General features: G+C 44.4%; 18 protein-coding genes. 6 read left to right on the top strand and 12 right to left on the bottom strand.

Annotation, left to right across the window (positions count from 1 at the left end):
• Positions 1-53 precede the first annotated feature (53 nt).
• Positions 54-398 carry a thioredoxin family protein gene (locus GC098_RS03580; protein ID WP_171641031.1) on the bottom strand — a complete coding sequence of 115 codons (345 nt, stop codon included), beginning with the start codon at positions 396-398 and terminating at the stop codon, positions 54-56.
• Positions 399-563: 165 nt separating this feature from the next.
• Here GC098_RS03580 and GC098_RS03575 point away from each other — a divergent pair, with 165 nt between their 5' ends.
• The 3 genes from GC098_RS03575 to GC098_RS03565 all read left to right on the top strand — a co-directional run bounded on the left by GC098_RS03575 (position 564) and on the right by GC098_RS03565 (position 2,082).
• Positions 564-1,403: an SPFH domain-containing protein gene (locus GC098_RS03575; protein ID WP_171641029.1), complete on the top strand. Its 840-nt coding sequence runs from the start codon at positions 564-566 to the stop codon at positions 1,401-1,403.
• Between the two features lie 12 nt (positions 1,404-1,415).
• Positions 1,416-1,607, top strand: coding sequence for a type II toxin-antitoxin system antitoxin (locus GC098_RS03570; protein WP_171641027.1), 192 nt, complete (start codon positions 1,416-1,418; stop codon positions 1,605-1,607).
• 112 nt (positions 1,608-1,719) lie between these two features.
• Positions 1,720-2,082 carry a hypothetical protein gene (locus tag GC098_RS03565; protein ID WP_171641025.1) on the top strand — a complete coding sequence of 121 codons (363 nt, stop codon included), beginning with the start codon at positions 1,720-1,722 and terminating at the stop codon, positions 2,080-2,082.
• Between the two features lie 314 nt (positions 2,083-2,396).
• On the opposite strand, the gene GC098_RS03560 is transcribed toward GC098_RS03565, so the two are convergent.
• A complete protein-coding gene (locus GC098_RS03560) occupies positions 2,397-2,576 on the bottom strand; it encodes a hypothetical protein (RefSeq protein WP_216625137.1) in 180 nt (59 codons plus the stop codon).
• A 91-nt stretch (positions 2,577-2,667) separates the two neighbouring features.
• Here GC098_RS03560 and GC098_RS03555 point away from each other — a divergent pair, with 91 nt between their 5' ends.
• On the top strand, positions 2,668-3,969 hold the full coding sequence (locus tag GC098_RS03555) for a DUF2515 family protein (RefSeq protein ID WP_171641021.1): 1,302 nt from the start codon (positions 2,668-2,670) through the stop codon (positions 3,967-3,969).
• A 10-nt stretch (positions 3,970-3,979) separates the two neighbouring features.
• Here GC098_RS03555 and GC098_RS03550 read toward each other — a convergent pair whose 3' ends face one another.
• From GC098_RS03550 to GC098_RS03515, 8 genes are all read right to left on the bottom strand, one after another.
• Positions 3,980-5,653: a putative polysaccharide biosynthesis protein gene (locus GC098_RS03550; RefSeq protein WP_171641019.1), complete on the bottom strand. Its 1,674-nt coding sequence runs from the start codon at positions 5,651-5,653 to the stop codon at positions 3,980-3,982.
• A gap of 33 nt (positions 5,654-5,686) precedes the next feature.
• A complete protein-coding gene (locus tag GC098_RS03545; RefSeq protein ID WP_171641017.1) occupies positions 5,687-6,166 on the bottom strand; it encodes a DUF456 domain-containing protein in 480 nt (159 codons plus the stop codon).
• A gap of 37 nt (positions 6,167-6,203) precedes the next feature.
• On the bottom strand, positions 6,204-6,953 hold the full coding sequence (locus GC098_RS03540; protein ID WP_216625136.1) for a Cof-type HAD-IIB family hydrolase: 750 nt from the start codon (positions 6,951-6,953) through the stop codon (positions 6,204-6,206).
• A gap of 26 nt (positions 6,954-6,979) precedes the next feature.
• On the bottom strand, positions 6,980-8,854 hold the full coding sequence (gene asnB, locus GC098_RS03535) for an asparagine synthase (glutamine-hydrolyzing) (protein ID WP_171641201.1): 1,875 nt from the start codon (positions 8,852-8,854) through the stop codon (positions 6,980-6,982).
• Positions 8,855-9,666: 812 nt separating this feature from the next.
• Entirely contained in the window at positions 9,667-11,730 is a 2,064-nt protein-coding gene (locus tag GC098_RS03530) for a peptidoglycan D,D-transpeptidase FtsI family protein (RefSeq protein WP_171641012.1), read from the bottom strand.
• Between the two features lie 18 nt (positions 11,731-11,748).
• On the bottom strand, positions 11,749-12,471 hold the full coding sequence (locus GC098_RS03525; RefSeq protein ID WP_171641010.1) for an HAD-IA family hydrolase: 723 nt from the start codon (positions 12,469-12,471) through the stop codon (positions 11,749-11,751).
• A 265-nt stretch (positions 12,472-12,736) separates the two neighbouring features.
• The gene (locus GC098_RS03520; protein WP_376773824.1) at positions 12,737-13,885 is read right to left on the bottom strand and encodes a transglutaminase domain-containing protein; all 1,149 of its coding nucleotides are present in this window, start codon (positions 13,883-13,885) and stop codon (positions 12,737-12,739) included.
• A gap of 32 nt (positions 13,886-13,917) precedes the next feature.
• Entirely contained in the window at positions 13,918-14,352 is a 435-nt protein-coding gene (locus tag GC098_RS03515; RefSeq protein WP_171641008.1) for a hypothetical protein, read from the bottom strand.
• A gap of 321 nt (positions 14,353-14,673) precedes the next feature.
• Here GC098_RS03515 and GC098_RS03510 point away from each other — a divergent pair, with 321 nt between their 5' ends.
• Together GC098_RS03510 and GC098_RS03505 are read left to right on the top strand one after the other, a co-directional pair.
• Positions 14,674-15,840, top strand: coding sequence for an MFS transporter (locus GC098_RS03510; RefSeq protein WP_171641007.1), 1,167 nt, complete (start codon positions 14,674-14,676; stop codon positions 15,838-15,840).
• A gap of 168 nt (positions 15,841-16,008) precedes the next feature.
• A complete protein-coding gene (locus GC098_RS03505) occupies positions 16,009-16,362 on the top strand; it encodes a ribonuclease M5 (protein WP_171641005.1) in 354 nt (117 codons plus the stop codon).
• A 21-nt stretch (positions 16,363-16,383) separates the two neighbouring features.
• Here the strand turns inward: GC098_RS03505 and GC098_RS03500 are convergent, their stop codons facing one another.
• A complete protein-coding gene (locus GC098_RS03500) occupies positions 16,384-17,016 on the bottom strand; it encodes an SCO family protein (protein ID WP_171641002.1) in 633 nt (210 codons plus the stop codon).
• A gap of 17 nt (positions 17,017-17,033) precedes the next feature.
• The gene (gene cyoE / locus GC098_RS03495) at positions 17,034-18,011 is read right to left on the bottom strand and encodes a heme o synthase (RefSeq protein ID WP_312879977.1); all 978 of its coding nucleotides are present in this window, start codon (positions 18,009-18,011) and stop codon (positions 17,034-17,036) included.
• Positions 18,012-18,078: the final 67 nt, after the last annotated feature.

Here is an 18,078-nt window from a genome sequence, read left to right as displayed (position 1 = left end):
TAAAATGGGGTCAAACTTTACCCCATTTACTCAAAAGAGAGATTTTTTTGTGCCTATGACTTTAGCGCATCGGACACTTCGATAGCACGACCCAGGAACTCCTCAATTTCTTCGCGTGTTTTGCGTAGTTTACTGACGAAACGAACCAGTTCTTGGCCTCCACGGAAGGCGATAAAGCTCGGTATACCAAGGATGTTCAACTGCTCACAAAGATCAGGTACTTCGTCGCGGTCTAACTCGATGAATGTGATACGCCCAGCATAAGCTTCTTCCACTGCCGGCATGAAGGGTTCGATATAATGGCAGTCTTTGCACCAACTTGCTTTGAATACAGCAATGGTCAACGTAGGCTGCGAGACTTGTTCTTGAAAAGCTTGTTCATTGGATACTTTAATCATGACGAGCACCTCACTGCTTAGAATTTATTAACTTATAGCATGCCCTAACAATTGTGTCAAGATTAAAAAATAGGCTGCGTTCTGTTTGAAAGACATTTACAATAAAAGTAAAAAGTGATATCATATAAATATCAAAAAGATATTCTTCTAAGGGGAGCTGCAGGAATGAAAGAAACGAATGCTTGGTCATTAAATGGTTTTCTTGGTTTATTGTTATTTATTATCGGCGGTGGGATTGGTGTTTTCCTTCTTACGCAAGAACGAATTGCGCCGGGCATCATCCTTATTATTCTGGGGCTGATATTCGTCTCGACGATCACTGCTGTTAATCCGAATGAAGCTTCTGTCATCACTTTCTTCGGCAGCTACTTAGGTACAATTCGAAAGAGCGGCCTATGGCTCATTGTCCCTTTTTCAAACAGAAAGAAAATTTCATTGCGGGTGCGCAATTTTAACAGTGTGAAACTCAAAGTAAATGATATTGAAGGAAACCCTATCGAGATTGCGGCCGTCATCGTGTTTAAAGTAGTCGATACCTACAAGGCCCTCTTCGATGTGGACAGCTACGAAAAGTTCGTTGAAATTCAAAGTGAAACAGCGCTGCGTCATGTCGCCAGCAAATATCCTTATGACCGTTTTGAAAGCGAAGGCTACTCACTTAGGGGCAATGCAGATGAAGTTGCCGCTGAGCTTAGCCTTGAACTGCAGCAGCGTCTGTCTGTAGCAGGTGTAGAGGTCATCGAATCCCGGCTGACCCACCTTGCTTATTCGACTGAAATTGCCAGTGCCATGCTTCAACGCCAGCAAGCTTCTGCTATTTTATCCGCTCGCCAAATTATTGTCGATGGCGCTGTGGGTATGGTTCAGATGGCTATTGCTCGTTTGGAATCCGAAGGTCTCCACCTGGATGAAGAGAGGAAAGCGGCCATGATTAACAATCTTCTTGTTGCGATTGTATCGGACCGCTCAGCGAGTCCGGTCATTAATACCGGTTCGTTGTACTAACGGGACCCCGTTATGGCTCCTAAGAAAAATTTCCCGCTCCGACTTGATCCCAAGCTGTATGAGGCTTTAGAGCGTTGGGCGGAGGATGAATTCCGCAGTGTGAACGGTCATATCGAGTATTTGCTGCGTGAAGCGCTCCATCGAACCGGACGTGTGATCAAACCCGGAACAGAGCAAACCAATTTGGAAAAGACAGATGAGTGATTTCTATGATGACCTTGCGATTAACCTTCGCAAGGTTTTTCTATTTATTAAAGTTTCTAGCCATCGGATTCAGGGTATATAGAAATAAAGATGAGATAAGGAGTGATACAGCATGCCAAGAACAACATACTGGGTTAGCGTCGGAAGGCAAGAAGTCGTGCCAGCCAGTGAATTGCTCATTCGAGACCATTATGAGTTCGAGATCCAAGCCGATGAGGCTGAGCTTCTCCAGCTCGATGAACAATTCCGGGAAATCAATCTGGTAGATAAACAATTGGTGAGACGGGCAAGCACACCGTATGAGGCGTTCCCGGAAAAAGACCAGGACATGAAAAATCGCGCTTATGATGAGCGGCTTAAGGATATTTATTTTCTTGTGTACCAGTTGGGGACGACTGAAACAAAGAAGCATATTGAAGCTATGAATCTGGGGGATTTACCGGAATACCAGAATATCAACAGCAAACCGGAATAGACCGTCAATTCATTCATCCAATCTTGTTCTACATTAAGTATCTTAAACCAGGATCTATCGTCAAACATGCTTACTTAAGGTTGTCGGATGAATGAATCCCTATTCTCGGTTGAATGATGTTGTAGAAAGTACAACAATTGCTGCCTAGATCCCGCCTCTCTCCCTTCAATGTTGCATAACGTACAACAATTGGGCTCTATAAAGGCCATTTCGCAACAAATGGGTTCGAAATGTTGTATAAACAGCAACATAAACTTGAAAAATAGTCTTTTGGCGTGTGTTTTGTTGTATAAATTACAACTTGGTAACCACGATTACCCATCTACCCTAACGAAGCTGCTGAACGACCATAAAATCAAATATTGTTCATTCATTACATTTCTTACCTCTAAATTTTCTTTGCGCTCGATTAATTCCTTGGCAAACCATCTTCCCACTACATTCTTAGGAGTAATCCCCCTAATCCCTCTAGGTAATAATAGGATGGAAAGCATAGCCATAATTGGCCGCGTTTCCACATACCTGTAAGTGAATAAGCAAACACTAGAGGCAAGGATTCGGAGAAGGTCGGGGAGGTATTTGGTGTTGGGAGGAACAGTCAAACCCAGAGGTAAGAACGTTAAAGGCGTTCTCAGCAAAATGAGAGGACTGCCGAACGCAGTCGCACAGCTGTTCAAACAGCAAGCATCGCTGCTTTTGCATTCCTCTGCTAAAATAGTTGGTCCTTTGGAGGAAATTCCTGTCACGACAGCATTCATAGGACGGCTGGAAAAGGGTCTAAAACATCAATTAGATCTGCAGCAAAGCGGTGTCGTAAGTTCTCCTCTCTCCACTGATGAGAAGGTGATTGTGCATCAAATCAAGGAACGCACTCAGCGGGAAAACCGAAATAATGTGACACGAACTAATGCGTATTGGTCTTGTTATCAAGCTAATCCGGAGCTTCACTGGGCACTGCTTGCCCATATGGTTTCACGCAACGGGGGTTGGTGTATGACCGATCTTCGTGGGGAGCTGCTGCCACATTTGATAAGCAATGAATTGGCCCAGCATCTATTTGCTTTTCTGGAACGAGCGAACGGTCTTATTTTTCAAGATGCTTATCCTCAACTACTGCTTTACGGCGAAAGTAAGAGACGAAAGATTAGTTTGTTTCATCTCCTACCGCATATGAACATCTCATCCTGGATGGTCCCTGTTTGGAAGGACTTTTGGATGTATCAAGAATCGGCCGCGCTAACCATTGCACTTATTGTTAATGAGCAAAACTACATCGAACAACGAATAGTAAAGAATAAACAGATTCAGCAAAACGTGTTGAATACGCCTTTGTTCAAAACACAAGCATGGCTGCAATTGAATCAAATCGGGTTTCCCTTTTTTCCCGCATCGATCGAAACACAAGCACCTGGGCCGCATCTGGCTGGACTGATACTTGAGAATTTCGCTAGCTTAACAGAACGCATCGAATTCGGAAAAAGCTTGTATGCGATACTTTACGGAGCACCTGAAGTACTTCAAGGCGTGCTTAGATTTGCGGCCACAACTCCCCACACTGGATCACGTTCCGATTACTGGCCTCACCTTTTTGCACAAATAAGAAAAACCCCTCCCGATATGAAATATCAGGAGAGGCTGGATGGCTATGCCCTTAAGAAAGGAACACAGCCGTTTTATAGTCCTAAGCTTACATCGGTATGGCCTGACAGGAGCTTGGCCCCCGTAGAGCCCGGTGATTGGTTTACGAAAGTGAAGGAGCCATTGGTGCATATGCACTCCATTCCTGTACCGATTCCTTATGATTTAACGAAAGAAGTGTACTTTGGTTTAAGCAAGATTGAGTTAGGTATTGTAGCTGCCCAAGCGATTAAGAAAGTGATTCGCTAACTCAGCTTGGCTAGGAACGTTTGATAAGACGACTCACTTTGCCGATTAGCTTTTGTACTGGCGATGGGAAGTTTTTCACATCGTCCTTCGTTACAACACGTGTAACCATCAGCATCAATGGATACAAGGCAGCCGAGAAGCCACAAACAAGTACAGCATTTATTCCTTCATTTAATCGATACAAGCTAGTTGGATGCACATACGTATGTGTGAGCCATTCTGCCCCTAAACCAAGGATAACTATGACGACGATTGAAAACAGTAATCCGATGAAACGACGTCCGAGGATCGTAAAGTCGACTTCTTTACGAAGTGAGCGTAAATTGAGCCAAGACATGACAATAAAACAAAGACCCGTTGAGCCGATGATTCCATAGATGCCAAACCACTGAGCAAGTAAGAAGCTACCAGCTAGCTTGACCGCAATACCAACGGCAACATGCAGCATCAGCGGTTTCATTCGGCCCATGCCCATAAGGACAGCGCCCGATGTTTGCATCACAATTTGAAACATAGCTCCTAATGTGAGCAGTGAAATCATGTGAGGTCCATGACTCATACCGAAAGCGGTATCCTCATGCCCGAACATGAAGAAATCTAATGGACGGGCAGCAATGGCAATTACCAATACGGCCGGTAACCCAGAAAGAATTGAGAGTTGAAGCACCCGAGTTGTATGGTGACCAACCTGTTTCATATCTTTGCGGGAGTAGGCCGCTGAGATGATGGGAACGACGGATTGACTAAGCGCGATGGCCAAAATAATCGGAATTCCCGCCAAGGACTGGGCACGTCCTCCTATGATACCAACAAGCCCAAGCGCTTCGCTTCTGCCAATTGTCCCTTCTAAGAGCGGGATAATGATAGAAGTGTCGATCGCATACACAAGTGTAACCGTCACTGAGAAAATAACGATCGGAATCGACAGCTTCAATAAGCTGCGATAGATTTCACTATAACGAACTGGCGTATGTGCTTGTGGCGATTGCGTGCTTCCCGCTGCTGTCTGTTCGGCCGCTATATTCGACTGCGCATCTCTACGCTTCAGCTTCAAGGCATAGTAAAGCATAACGGCAAGTGCCGCAATCCCTCCCATAACCCCTCCGAATGATGCGCCTGCAACTCCCCAACCTAAGCTGATGTTCAATAAAATAAATGCCAGTCCGATTGAGGTTACGAGTCTAAATATTTGTTCCACAACCTGTGAAATCCCGTTAGGCATCATGTTTTGTCTACCTTGGAAATAGCCCCGCATGATGGCTATAAGCGGGAAGAACAGCATGGCTGGCGCTATAGCGCGAGTAGCTAGCGTGGCATCCGGTCCACCATGCGAAATGTGCTCGGCATAGATCGGTGCAAAGACATAAAGTAGTACCGTCATCACGGCTCCAGCTACGATGGCAAACCATATTGCCGCGCGATAAATCCGCTGCGCTTCTGCGGGTCTTCCGATCGCATATTTCTCGGACACCATTTTGCTTAGTGCGCTGGGGATACCTGCTGTTGCTACAACAAGTAAGATCGAATATAGATTAAAAGCAATGGAATAACTGCCCATTCCTTCTTCATGAAGCAAATGCACCAGCGGAATTCGCTGGAAAACGCCGAGAAACCGCGCTATTAGCGCGGCCACGGTGAGAATGAGCGTCCCTTTTACTAGAGAATCTTTGGTTTCCTTCGTCAAGTCCGTTCCTACTCTCTTACAGTATTCATTCCATTAAAAAACCCAGATTAAAAAGATAATAATCATCGCCAGCTGAAGCGCAATTTTCACCGCACTGCTTGCAAAGAAACCGAGCACAGAACCAACACCGGCACTTATCGCCTTTTTCCACGACGTACCGATGATGATTTCACCAATCACTGCGCCTAAGAAGGGGCCAATTAGTAAGCCGAAAGCTGGAATAACAAAAGGTCCAATGATAAGACCAATTGTACTTCCGATGATAGCTGCCTTAGAGCCTCCGAACTTCTTTACCCCTAGCGCACCTACTGCGTAATCGGCCACCATGATGATGATGACAATCAAGGATTGGATAATCCAGAACCAGACGCCGAACGGTTCGAAGCTAATCAACCAACCATAGATGAAGAAAGCTCCATAAATCGCTAACACACCGGGTAGCACCGGATAAACAGCACCAATCATACCCACTACAAATAAAAGGATAACTAATGTCCAGCCTAAGGTGATCATTGATTGCATCTCCTCCAATCTAAGTGGTTTATCACTTCTACTTCTCCAGCATATAAGTGCGAATCACTTTAGCTATGGCATGTTCATTGTTGGTAACGGTCGTAATATCGGCAATTCGCTTCACTTCATCCTGTGCATTACCCATAGCTACACCAAGACCTACTTCACGAATCATCGCGATGTCGTTCTCACTATCCCCCATGGCAATGACTTCGGACATGTTAATGCCTAGAAGCTGACATACAGTCTCCACGCCGCTAGCCTTACTAATGCCTAGTGGGTTAAGTTCAATATTAGATGGATGGGAATTCGTTATTTCAAGTGTTCCCCATCCCTCTACGATGTCCCGGATTTGCTGAAGTTTCTCCATATTTTCGGTGAAATAACCGAACTTTAGCCATTCTTGCCTGTCAATGTCCATGGCTTCGCTCTCACGATTGAACACACCTTCTACAGAATAAGCCCACCACCAACAATCATACGTTAGAGCTAGACTATGTAAATTAAGTACCGTCTCAGCAGGAAGCAGGGTCCGCTTAAGTAATTTAGTCGGAGACTCCCATACTTCACTCCCATTTACCACGACAAGCGGTGAGGTAAGCCCTAGCTCCTGAATATAAGGCATGGCGCTTACAGCTCCGCGTCCTGTAGACATAATAACGATCTTACCCGTTTTAGTGGCTTCCTGAATCGCTTCTCGGTTTTCAACAGATATTTTTTTGTCATCGTCCAGCAAGGTGCCATCCATATCGAGGGCAAGTAATTTATAAGATCCCACGTTTCCCATCCCCTGTCTCTACGTCATTAGTAGACCTAGTAAGCAGCGAGCACTTTCTTAGGCAGTTCTTCCATAAATGTCACATGCCAGAGGGCAAAAATATAGATGGTCCAAATGCGGCGAGCATAGTCGCCCTGACCATTACGATGCTTATGCAGCATGCGCTCCACAGCGTTGATGTCAATGTAATCTTCAATCCCGCTGGACTTAATTTGCTCAAGGACCATATCGCCCATCGAACCTTTCATCCAATCGCGCAGCGGTACCGGGAAGCCCAGCTTCGGACGGTTCAGGATAGGATCAGGGATGATACCTTCCATGGCCTTGCGGAAAATGTACTTCGTCGTTCCATTCGCGATTCGGTACTTTGCTGGAATACGGCGTGCCACTTCGAACAGTTCCTTATCGAGGAAAGGAACACGCAGCTCGAGTGAGTGTGCCATCGTCATCTTGTCAGCCTTCATCAGAATATCGCCAGGCATCCATAGATTCATGTCGATATACTGCATCCGGCTCACAGGATCAAGATGCTGCGTCTTGCTGTAATAATCGCCAGCAATTTGCACTGGATTCTTATAGTTGCGCAGCATCTCACTATCAAGGCGCAGTACCTCCGCTTTCATATCCTCGGAGAAAATCTTGGCGTTGCCGAGGAAACGCTCCTCAAGCGGTGTAGTGCCGCGCAGCAAGTAGTTGCGGCCCTTCACACTGCTTGGCAGCATCCGGGCAAAGCGGTTCAGCATGCGCTTCACCGATGGCGGCAGCTGGTCGATCGGACGCAATGATTGCGGCTCGCGATAAATGCGGTAGCCGCCGAACAGCTCGTCCGCGCCTTCGCCGGACAGAACAACCGTCACGTGCTCGCGCGCAAGCTTCGCCACGTGATAAAGGGCAATGGCCGAAGGATCGGCGACAGGCTCGTCCTGGTGCCAGATCGCCTTCGGCATCGTGCCGAAGAAATCATCCTGCGTGATGATTTTGTCGTAATGCTCTGTGCCGAGTGTCGCAGCCGTTTGGGCGGCAATCGGCGTTTCATTGTTGGCGCCTTCGAAGCCAACGGAGAACGTGCGGATCGGTTCGATATTCCGCATATGTGTAGCAATCGCCGTCGAGTCAATCCCGCTCGACAAGAAGCACCCGCGATCCACATCACTCACCATGTGGAGCTTGACCGAATCCTTCAATGTTTCACGAATTTGTTCCACGTACTCGTCAAACGGGCGCTCCTCCGGCTCAAACATAGGATCCCAATATTTATGTATCGACATTTCTCCGTCGAACGTTATTTTGACCGTATGCCCTGGGGGAAGCTTATGTATGCCATGGAACATAGTGTTAGGCTCCGGCACGTATTGAAAGGTCAGATAGTTCAGCAAGCTGTCCGTATGGATCAACCGGTTCATGCCGTCCGCAGCCAACAAGCTCTTAATTTCGGAGCCGAACAAGAACTGACGGTCATTGACATGATAGTAAAACGGCTTAATGCCGAAGTGGTCTCTCGCACCGAACAGCTGCTTCTTTTTCTTGTCCCAGATAACGAAGCCAAACATGCCGCGCATGTGTTTGACGCATTCCTCTCCATACTCCTCATAGAGGTGAACGATAACCTCCGTATCACTTTGCGTGCGGAATTGATGCCCACGCTCCTGCAGCATACTGCGCAGGGCTTTATAATTATAAATTTCCCCGTTGAAAATGATCCACACAGAATCATCCTCATTAGCCAAAGGCTGATGTCCTTCTTTCAGGTCAATAACAGACAAGCGGCGAAAGCCAAGACCAATTCGATTATCCGTCCAAAAACCGGAATCGTTCGGACCCCGATGAACAATAACATCTGTCATTTGCTGCAACATTGCAGTGGTTGGTTCTCTATCTTCAAAATACATTACACCCGTAATACCACACATGGTGAAACTCACTCCTCCGTACCATTCATCATCAATCTTTCTATTCGACAACCGATATATTAGTATACCATATCTGTCCGTCATACTGGAAATGCGATGAAAGTACGTGAAAGCGCTGTATCCTATAGAAAAATGATGGAAATCAGAAGTCGCTTTAATGAAGCTGATAACCTGGTTTTTTTCATACATTCCTCCACCTTTCCTCTACGCATAAAAGTTTGCCTTGTGCAACTTTTGGGTTGGAAAATGTCCTATCCCCTACACTAGGATATGATCAAGGATGGGAAACGGTTCCTGTACTTGTATACTGTTTGAAAAGTAACTCTAAAGACGATAAAAAGGCTGAATTGTTGTAGAACATAAACTGTCAATTAATTCACAACTGGAATTTATAATTCCAAAATTCGATTTTAGAGTCATTCAACTTTCGTGAGGGCAGATGAGCAATAGTGGTTCCCCATTGTTGTATTATCTACAACAATTCACACGCTCAAAGGCTATTTTGCAACTTGAAGTTGTAGTTTGTACAACATTTCGAGCCCATTGCTGAGAAATGGCCTATTCAGGATCAAATTGTTGTACGTTATGCAACAATGAAGGGAGAGAGGCGAGATTTAGGCAGAATTGTAGTACTTTTTACATCATCATTCAACCGCGAATATTAAACATACGATCCCTAACCCAAAAACAGAAAAAGGACCTGCTTCCGCAGATCCCCCTTTATATTCACCTTTATTTATTACCTTCCAATACCATTTGATCCACACTGTTGGGACGATTTCGAATAAAGCTTTTCCTGTAATTCTTATCAATTACCACGGCCTTTTCCCGCCGCCCAGCTTCGTAAGAATACCGTCGTTCGCCGCGTCATAAGCCTCAAAGATTTTGGCTGCTATCGGGGATGCCCCATAACGTCCGAATCCACCTTCAGGTACAACAACTGCAACGGCAAGTTTTGGATTCTCTACGGGAGCAAAGGCGATAAATACGGCGTTTTCTACCGTGCCTCCCGATACTGCTTGCGTCGATGTACCTGTTTTGCGTGCTACATTATACGGTAATTCCTCAATGCCCTCGGCGCCACTTTTCATCCCATGAATGATGACATTCCAATCTTCTTTAGAAAATTCAGAGGAAGAATCCTGAATAACCTCTGGCTCAACTTTTTTAACTAATTCACCTTGGTAGTCTCGAATTTCATCTACGAAAAGAGGCTTCATACGTTTCCCACGACTGGCTAGTGTAGCTGTATATTGAGCGAGCTGCAAGGTAGTCGTTTTTTCATTTTGACCCCATGAAGCATAGACCATTGCTGATTGGTAACTGTCTTTCTGGGCATTTTTAATAAAATCATTCGAACCTGCGAATTCACCTGGAAGACCGCTTCCTGTTTTCACGCCCATGCCAAATTTCGCAAGGTATTCTGCCCATTTCGTTGTGACCTTTGGCGTTTCTCCCCCATATTTCAAATAAAAGGGAATGCCCACTTTTGCTGACATATACGTGTTAGAAGAGTGTTCAATAGCGGACGAAGCATTAATCGGTCCATAAGCAGCTTTACCAGAGTTCGAGATTGTGCTGGTGCCACCCTTACCAAAGCTAAAAGATCCTGTATCGTAATAGTCCTCATAAGCGCCGAATAATTTCTCCTCAAGACCTATTAATACAGACAAAGGCTTAATGGTTGAACCCATAAAAACAATGGAAGAGGGATGCTTCGCATTTTCTTTTTCGTCCGGATATTTGGATTTAGCTGTCATGATGGATCCATTAGAAATATACGTACCAATTTCCTTGTAAATATTTGGCGAAATACCTCCGGTCCAAGCATTAGCATCGTAATCCGGATAGTTTGCCATTGTGACAACGCGCCCTGTATCCACTTCCATCGCAACGGCAAAACCGGAAGAAGCCTTCATCCCAGTTTTCATATACAAATCATTGGCATGAGTGGGGCTGCGTAAATATTTAATATGACTCTCCAGCATTCTCTCTGTTGCCTTCTGAATATCTTTATTAATCGAAAGATATAGATTATTCCCTTTGATAGGCGCTGTCACTTCGGCTCTTCCAATAATTTTCATAGCCGCATTTACTGGATATTTCCTGCTCCCGTTTTTACCGCGCAGCTCATCCTGATACATGCGTTCGATACCATCAAATCCGACATTTTCAGAGTTCAGGTACTCTTTGCTATTTGGGCTATCTTCATAGATATCTTTGGCCGTTTGTGTAGAAAATGATTTTAAATATCCAACCAAATGTGTGGCAATCGTCGTATTATCATCATCCATCTCATAGGTACGGATACTCTCCTCCGTTACTTCTAGCCACTTAAATTCATCTCTATGCTCAAGTAAATAGGCGATTTCTCCTTTGGATAAATCAGCCTTAAGCCGTCGCGGAACCCAATAGTAACTCGGATCTTTCACCTTATTTTTATTGATATCGTAACCTAAATCCATCGCTAGAACGATCTCTTCGGGTGTTGGGCTAATCGAATTCGGTTTGGCATATTTGTCAAAAACATCAACCTTTAACCGCTTAGCAAGCGCAATAATTTCATCCTTCTTGTCTTGTTGACCTGGTTCAACTCGGAAAAACAAGGACTGAACAGGAATCGTATAAGCCAGAGGAGATTTTGTAGAGTCGTAGATATTGCCTCGAATGGGAGCGATACTCGTGGTCTGATTCGTATTTGTATTCTCTGCCTCTTTAAGATCTTTGGCTTGAACGAATTGTAAGATAGCCAAACGGACGATTAAGACAGAAAATAATAAAAACGTTACAAAGAAAAATATATTGATCCGAAACGAAAAGTGCCGCTTTTTGGTAATTTCTTTTTTCTTCGGATCATCCATAATGGATGACTTCATCGCCTCTCAGATCCTTTCTTACGCTATGGCTTGTTCATGAAACAACTCAAGCAGGGAATGAATACCCTCCCCTGTATGATAGGAATAACGGATAATTCGCACTGCATCGATACCGACTTGATTTGGCGCCCAAATATCATTCGTTTCATGGTCACCGATATAAAGAATATCCTTAGCCTCTAACCCCGCCCTATCCAGGGCAAGCTGAAAAATTGCTGGATTTGGTTTCTCTAGACCCACTTCTGTTGAAACAATGACAGGGTCGAAATCATGCAAAATTCCCTTATCCTCCAATATGGCTTTCAAGGTAGGAGCAAAATTGCTGATAATCCCAATTCGAAAACCCTGTGCCTTCAAACCATCTAAGAATGGCTTAACATCATCAAACAATTCATAATACTCAGGTGCCGTGTAAATGTCGTAGAGCTCGTGGCAGCAGGTATAAATCTCTTCCTCTGTCCACTCCTCGTGAATGCCCAATTTATGAAGCACATATTTATATAGATTGACCCAGAACTCACGATCTGACTCTGGACTGCAAACCACGAAATTATCTTGCTTATTCACATAATAAAAAAGACGAAAAGCTTCCGTAAATAGTTCACTAATATGAGCTTCATCACGATCCACAGATCGCAATTGTAAATACTGTTTGAGTATCGTCTGGGCTGCTGGAATCGTAAGTAAAGTGTCCCCAGCATCTAAGTAAATCATCTTATATTCCTGAAGTGGTTTCCGCATACAATCTCCCTCATTCTTATAAACAATCCTATCTTATTAGTGTACCACATTTAATCACCATATGAGAAAACCCGCCAGATCTATCCATGATTTCCCTTAAAAGATCTGTCGCCTCAAGGATAAACGACTCTGTCGTCCTTCTGGGACGAGTGCGTTTATCAAGGTAGATGCGAAGCAAAAGTATAAAACTTATACTTTCTTATCTACTATACAAAAAAAAGCCCTCCTTTGATCTCCAAAGGAAAGGCTTCTTGCTGATACTTTATTAAGCGTCCTTAATATGAGTTTGATCAAAGTTAGGCGGATTGAACCAGTTGCCCCCGCTTGCCACCCAGGTGGAATCTAGCGGAACCCAGCGATCAGACTCCTTCAGGTAAACCTCATTCCAAGCGTGAGGACCATAGCTGCCCTGCCCGTCATAGCCTAGCCCCGTCACAACTTTCACATCAAGGCCGATGGATCTGGCCATCTGTGCATACAACCTAGAGTAGTCTATACAAACCCCTTCCTTGGTGTTGAAGGTATCCTCCGGCGTCTGTTCCTTCCAGATTCGTTTCTCTTCATAAAGAGTTACCTTATCCCAATCATATTGGATGCGGCTGCCTACCCATTTGTACAACAGCTTGGCCTTCTCTTCATCCGTCTTCCCACTGACGGTTACTTCTTTGGCCGCATCTGCAATATTGCCTGGAATTTTCGCGTCTAGAACTTCATACTTACGCTGAAGGATATTCGTAAATTCCTGTTCCACAGCACGTGTGAACACGGGCACTTTGTCGGCAATGAAGTCACCCGTGAAAGGTGAAATGACTTCTTTGGCACCTTTCTGATACAACTGTGAGGATTCAATGTAGGGTGTGACCAAAGAGTGCGGGAATAACGTTACATAAATGAAAAGCACGGCAATAAGAATGAGCGCCCTAGCGATTCCTGCGACAGAACCAATGGCTCCACCAGAGACTGAACTAATAAAAGAATTGCTGCGCTCCCTGTAAGGATCACGATTAGCCAACCAGCTTCCTAACAAGGGATCAACCAACAGATTCAACAATTGCTTCACGATCATATAGCCAAGTAAAAACAATACACCGAAACGCAGCAGCGGGAAATCGCGGATACTCGTCATGGCTGTATAATAGATTTGTTTAAGCATGCTTATCTCTACGGATGGAATTTGCAAATTCTGCCCTTTCAACCAGGTTTGAATCACAGGCGATACCCACTGGACCCCTTTCCACGCGATAAACATGGACAGAATGACGATAACCGCCTCCACGAGCATAGACAGAAGATGTTTGGCTGAACCTGACCCTCCTCGGAAAAATCCTTGAACGACAGAGCCTACAAATGTGAGAACGATCACGATGGATATTAAATTTATCGAAGTTGATTGTAACCACGTCATATCCGCCATGATTTCTCACCATCCTATTTTTTATAATCTACTTACTGCTTAGCGTTTTTCTTTGCTTGCTCGATGAAAGCATTAACAGCTGCGTTCGCGTTCATCTTAAACGTTTTACCAAGGAAGGTGACTTGTACTTCATCCGTCCCTGCTTTACCTTCCACCTTTAAGCTCTTCGTCGTAATAAGGAAGGAACCATCGGGATTCGCTTTAAATTGTGCATCTTTGGCTTCCGAGGTTAACGTACTGACAGCCTTATCTTTGATTTCATCGCCGACTTGCGAGACCACGCTTGCCCCAATATCCTTTATTTTATCCTTATAACTCGCTCCATAAACGACGAGAGCCCCAACAATCGCGATGACCACAATCCATTTCACCACGGTTTTCACAATTCCGATCACGATAAAAAGCACAATAATAGCGGCTACAATTAAGTACCAACGATCCTGCGCAAAGGAAATCCACTGATCCAAACTAACCCCTCCTAATTATCCAAAAGTCCCTTCCTATCATACTACAGGGAATCCTTAATCTTCATCTCTTTTTTTCCTTAACATGGCTAACTTTCGTTCTATCTCCTCTGTTTTATCGACTCTACTTCTTGTCTTTCGAAAAGACTGCCTCAAGCGAAAAATCAGGAAAATAGCCGCGCCAGCGAGTAAAACAATCACATATGCGTCCATAAAGCCTCCTAAAAACAGAAATGTGTCATTTGTATGGAAAGGTCATATCTATAGGACGAGCGGCGTACATCTTAAGAAGAGACAAGTCTAAATGATTGAGGTGGTGAGAACATGCGAACAGCTATTTGGTTGTACTTATTTATGTTTGTTGCTTTTTTCGATTTACACGCGCAGTACCCGATTCTTTCTCCCTTCGCCTTATCTTTAGGAGCAGCTCCTTCATTTATAGGGCTAATTATGGGCGTATATTCAATTACACACTTGCCTGGGAATCTAATCGCTGGCTATGGCGTAGACAAATACGGAAGTAAAATCTTTATTGTCTTTAGCCTGATTGTAGCAGGGATCATCTTACTTTTTCAATCCAATGTGAAAGATCCTTGGCACTTGCTATACATTCGTTCGATTAGCGGATTCGTGCTCGCCTTCTTATCCCCTGCTTGCTTATCGCTGCTTGCGCGCATAGCCAAGGATCGTATCCATCAAAGTAAACTGATGGCTGGCAACGGTCTCATACATACCCTTGCTTCCGTGGTATCTCCAGCAGCAGGCGCTGTGTTAGTTGCCAAAATCGGGTTTACAACAGCCTTCTCCGTCTTAGGTTGGATTCTTATTATCACAGGCATTCTTGCCATCTTCGGTGTGAAAGAAAAACAGCTCTTAGCCCAAACAGGAAGCAAATCCCCCATCTTAGATCATCATGATCATGGCATGCTGAGTGATGAATCCGATCTACCCGCCAGCGTAACGATTCCGTGGTTATTCTTTCTCATTCCGATGGCACTCTCTTGCTCGCAAGGCATTCTTTTCTTTGAGCTTCCACTCATGCAGTCGGCCAGAGACTCTATCCTAACGTCCGGCGTTTTTTTCACTTTAATCAGTTTGGGTGCCCTTTTAAGCATCAGCTTCTGGTTCTTAAATAAGATCCCCCCGTTTATCCGAACGGTCTGTGGTAGTATATCGCTTGCGATCGTTTTCTTCGGTTTAGCCATTCAGTGGCCGATACCGCTAACTGTTTCCCTTTTCCTAATTGGAATGGCGAAAGGTGTCATTTATCCCGCTCTCGCTGCCCTTCTTGCCGGTATAACAAGCAGCAATCGTTATGGACGCGTCTTTTCCCTTCTTTCCATCTCCTATTCCGTTGGCGCCTTTATCGGTCCAATGATGGCCGGACAGCTTCGGGATCACATTTCCTCTTACTTCATCGCGTTCTTCATCTTAATGCTGGCCCTTTCCCTCTTACCGCTGCGCACATTTAAAACGCCTATCACAACGTAATTTCCGATAAAATGACGGCTTGAGCTTATCAAGCCGTCTTTTACGCTGTCAATCCCTGTCATTTCCCGGGAAATTACACAATCATATTTGCCAAATCGTCGAATGAAATCCTTGGATCACTTGCCAAAACGGGTTATACTACAAAAAAACCTAAAGCGAGGAAATCCCATGTCGATTGTCATCATTGTAGAAGGTAAAAACGATAAAAGCCGGTTAAAACGCGTGGTTGATGAAAATGTCATGATCCTGTGTACATTCGGTACCCCAAGCTCGTTAACTCTCGAAGAACTGAGAAAAAAAGCAGAAGACAATCCTGTTTTTATATTTACGGATAATGACTCTTCCGGCAAAAAAATACGTTTTCTATTGCGAGAAACGTTTCCAGACGCAGAACAAATATATACGCGCAGAGGGTATGCTGGCGTGGAAGGAACACCTGAGGAATACATCATTCAGCAATTAGAAAAAGCAGGGCTGGATGAGTATATCAAATACCCTGCTCCAGACCCTGCTTTTGAATAGTTAATATCATGAAGGATTGACTTACTTTCCTTTAGATAAGGTCACGACATCTTTGACAATATGGTCAACATCCAACTCTGGGTTGCTCGCATCATAATAATTCCGGAGTTTTCCTTTGGGATCAACCAGCAAAATAGCATTCGAATGCGAGAAATTACCATCCTTCTCTTTGATCACCATAATGCCGAAATCTTCAGCTAGCTTGTGAATTTTCGATTCCTCACCACGTAGGAATGTCCACCCACCCGGAACTGGCTTCGATTCAAATCGGTTACCGAATTCTTTAAGCACTTCTGGTGTATCTCGTTTTGGATCGACTGTTATGGATACAATTTCCGCTTTAGTACCCAGCAAATCTTTTTTCTTCAAAGATTCCTGAACCTGAGAAAGCAAGAAAGTCGTCGGCATGCAAACATCCGGGCAAAAGGAATAAAAGAAGTATACAAGTCTAACTTTACCATCCATATCCTGAGAGGAAACAGGTTTACCGTCTAAGTCCTGCAATTGAAACGAAGGAGCTTGTTTCATTGCTGTTAATCGTTGGTCAGGTTCACTGCCGTTTGCCCATAATTTATATGCAAATGATGCAATCATGGCAATTAATATAGCTCCAAGCGCTAATTTAAACCAATTTTTCCCTAGAAACGTACTCATTACTTCAGCCCTCAATTCTAACTAATTTTCACGGTATCAATAACCATGAGGAACGATAAGAGAGTTAAATACAACAGTGAGAACAGGAACATACGCTTAGCCCATACCACTTCGGCCTCACCTGTTGCCTTAAATCCTTTGATACTCATGAAAGCCCAAATCAATCCTAAAATAGTTGATGCGAATAAAAACAAATAACCCACATATCCATAAGCGGTTAACATCACGGTTACAGGAACAAGTAAAACCACATAACGCACCATACTGATCTTGGTCACGTAAGTCCCCTTCACAACGGGTAAAAGTGGAAATCCTGCAGCGCGATATTCTTCCATACGGCGAATCCCAAGAGCCCAGAAATGAGGAGGCTGCCAGAGGAATAAGAAAGCAAAAAGGAGAATAGCACCAAGATCAACCGTACCACTCACGGCACAGTATCCAATTACGGGAGGTGTAGCGCCAGAGAATGCCCCTACGAATGTACTCCATACCGAAGTTCTCTTAAACCATGCGGTATAGAGCCAAACATATAAGAACAGTCCAATCAGTCCGATCAACGTTGCAAGAGGCGATTGCGCTCCAAAATATAGGACTCCCAGACCGATCGTTCCTAAAATAATACCGTACCATAGAACGACATTAGCACTCATTCTCCCACTTGGAAGAGCTCTATTCTGCGTCCGCTCCATCTTCGCATCCATTTCACGGTCCAAATAATTGTTGAGCACCGTTCCTCCTGCCATTACAAGAGCTGTTCCTAGCATGGTCATGATAAGATGTACCCAGCTTACATCCCAATGGGCCGCCATCCAATAGCCAGCAAAAGCTGTCATTAGATTAGAATAAATAATGCCTGGCTTAACCAAGCGATAAAAATCTTTCAAGGTCACAGGCTCAGCCGATGCCTGAGTATTGCTAGCTTCTATGGATTCTGTCCCAATAGACCCTTGTGACGAACCGTTCGCAACGCTTTCGTAGCTAACTTGATTTCCCACGTAAACGTCCTCCTCTATGTCGAATTTCCGAGCAAACTGAATAATGAACATTCTCATCATACCAACC

The sequence above is a fragment of the Paenibacillus phytorum genome (assembly GCF_013141715.1).
Classification (GTDB): Bacteria; Bacillota; Bacilli; order Paenibacillales; family NBRC-103111; genus Paenibacillus_E; species Paenibacillus_E phytorum.
Note: the sequence above shows the minus strand (reverse complement) of the source record. Positions and strands in the feature narration are given on the sequence as shown.

Excerpts from the sequence above, each read along its gene's own strand:
- GC098_RS03540 (WP_216625136.1), bottom strand. The coding sequence starts at position 6,953 with ATGGGAAACGTGGGATCTTATAAATTACTTGCCCTCGATATGGATGGC.
- GC098_RS03580 (WP_171641031.1), bottom strand. The coding sequence starts at position 398 with ATGATTAAAGTATCCAATGAACAAGCTTTTCAAGAACAAGTCTCGCAG.
- GC098_RS03510 (WP_171641007.1), top strand. The coding sequence starts at position 14,674 with ATGCGAACAGCTATTTGGTTGTACTTATTTATGTTTGTTGCTTTTTTC.
- asnB (WP_171641201.1), bottom strand. The coding sequence starts at position 8,854 with ATGTGTGGTATTACGGGTGTAATGTATTTTGAAGATAGAGAACCAACC.
- GC098_RS03570 (WP_171641027.1), top strand. The coding sequence starts at position 1,416 with ATGGCTCCTAAGAAAAATTTCCCGCTCCGACTTGATCCCAAGCTGTAT.
- GC098_RS03530 (WP_171641012.1), bottom strand. The coding sequence starts at position 11,730 with ATGAAGTCATCCATTATGGATGATCCGAAGAAAAAAGAAATTACCAAA.
- GC098_RS03565 (WP_171641025.1), top strand. The coding sequence starts at position 1,720 with ATGCCAAGAACAACATACTGGGTTAGCGTCGGAAGGCAAGAAGTCGTG.
- GC098_RS03560 (WP_216625137.1), bottom strand. The coding sequence starts at position 2,576 with ATGCTTTCCATCCTATTATTACCTAGAGGGATTAGGGGGATTACTCCT.
- GC098_RS03520 (WP_376773824.1), bottom strand. The coding sequence starts at position 13,885 with ATGGCGGATATGACGTGGTTACAATCAACTTCGATAAATTTAATATCC.
- GC098_RS03505 (WP_171641005.1), top strand. The coding sequence starts at position 16,009 with ATGTCGATTGTCATCATTGTAGAAGGTAAAAACGATAAAAGCCGGTTA.
- GC098_RS03500 (WP_171641002.1), bottom strand. The coding sequence starts at position 17,016 with ATGAGTACGTTTCTAGGGAAAAATTGGTTTAAATTAGCGCTTGGAGCT.
- GC098_RS03575 (WP_171641029.1), top strand. The coding sequence starts at position 564 with ATGAAAGAAACGAATGCTTGGTCATTAAATGGTTTTCTTGGTTTATTG.
- GC098_RS03525 (WP_171641010.1), bottom strand. The coding sequence starts at position 12,471 with ATGCGGAAACCACTTCAGGAATATAAGATGATTTACTTAGATGCTGGG.
- GC098_RS03545 (WP_171641017.1), bottom strand. The coding sequence starts at position 6,166 with ATGATCACCTTAGGCTGGACATTAGTTATCCTTTTATTTGTAGTGGGT.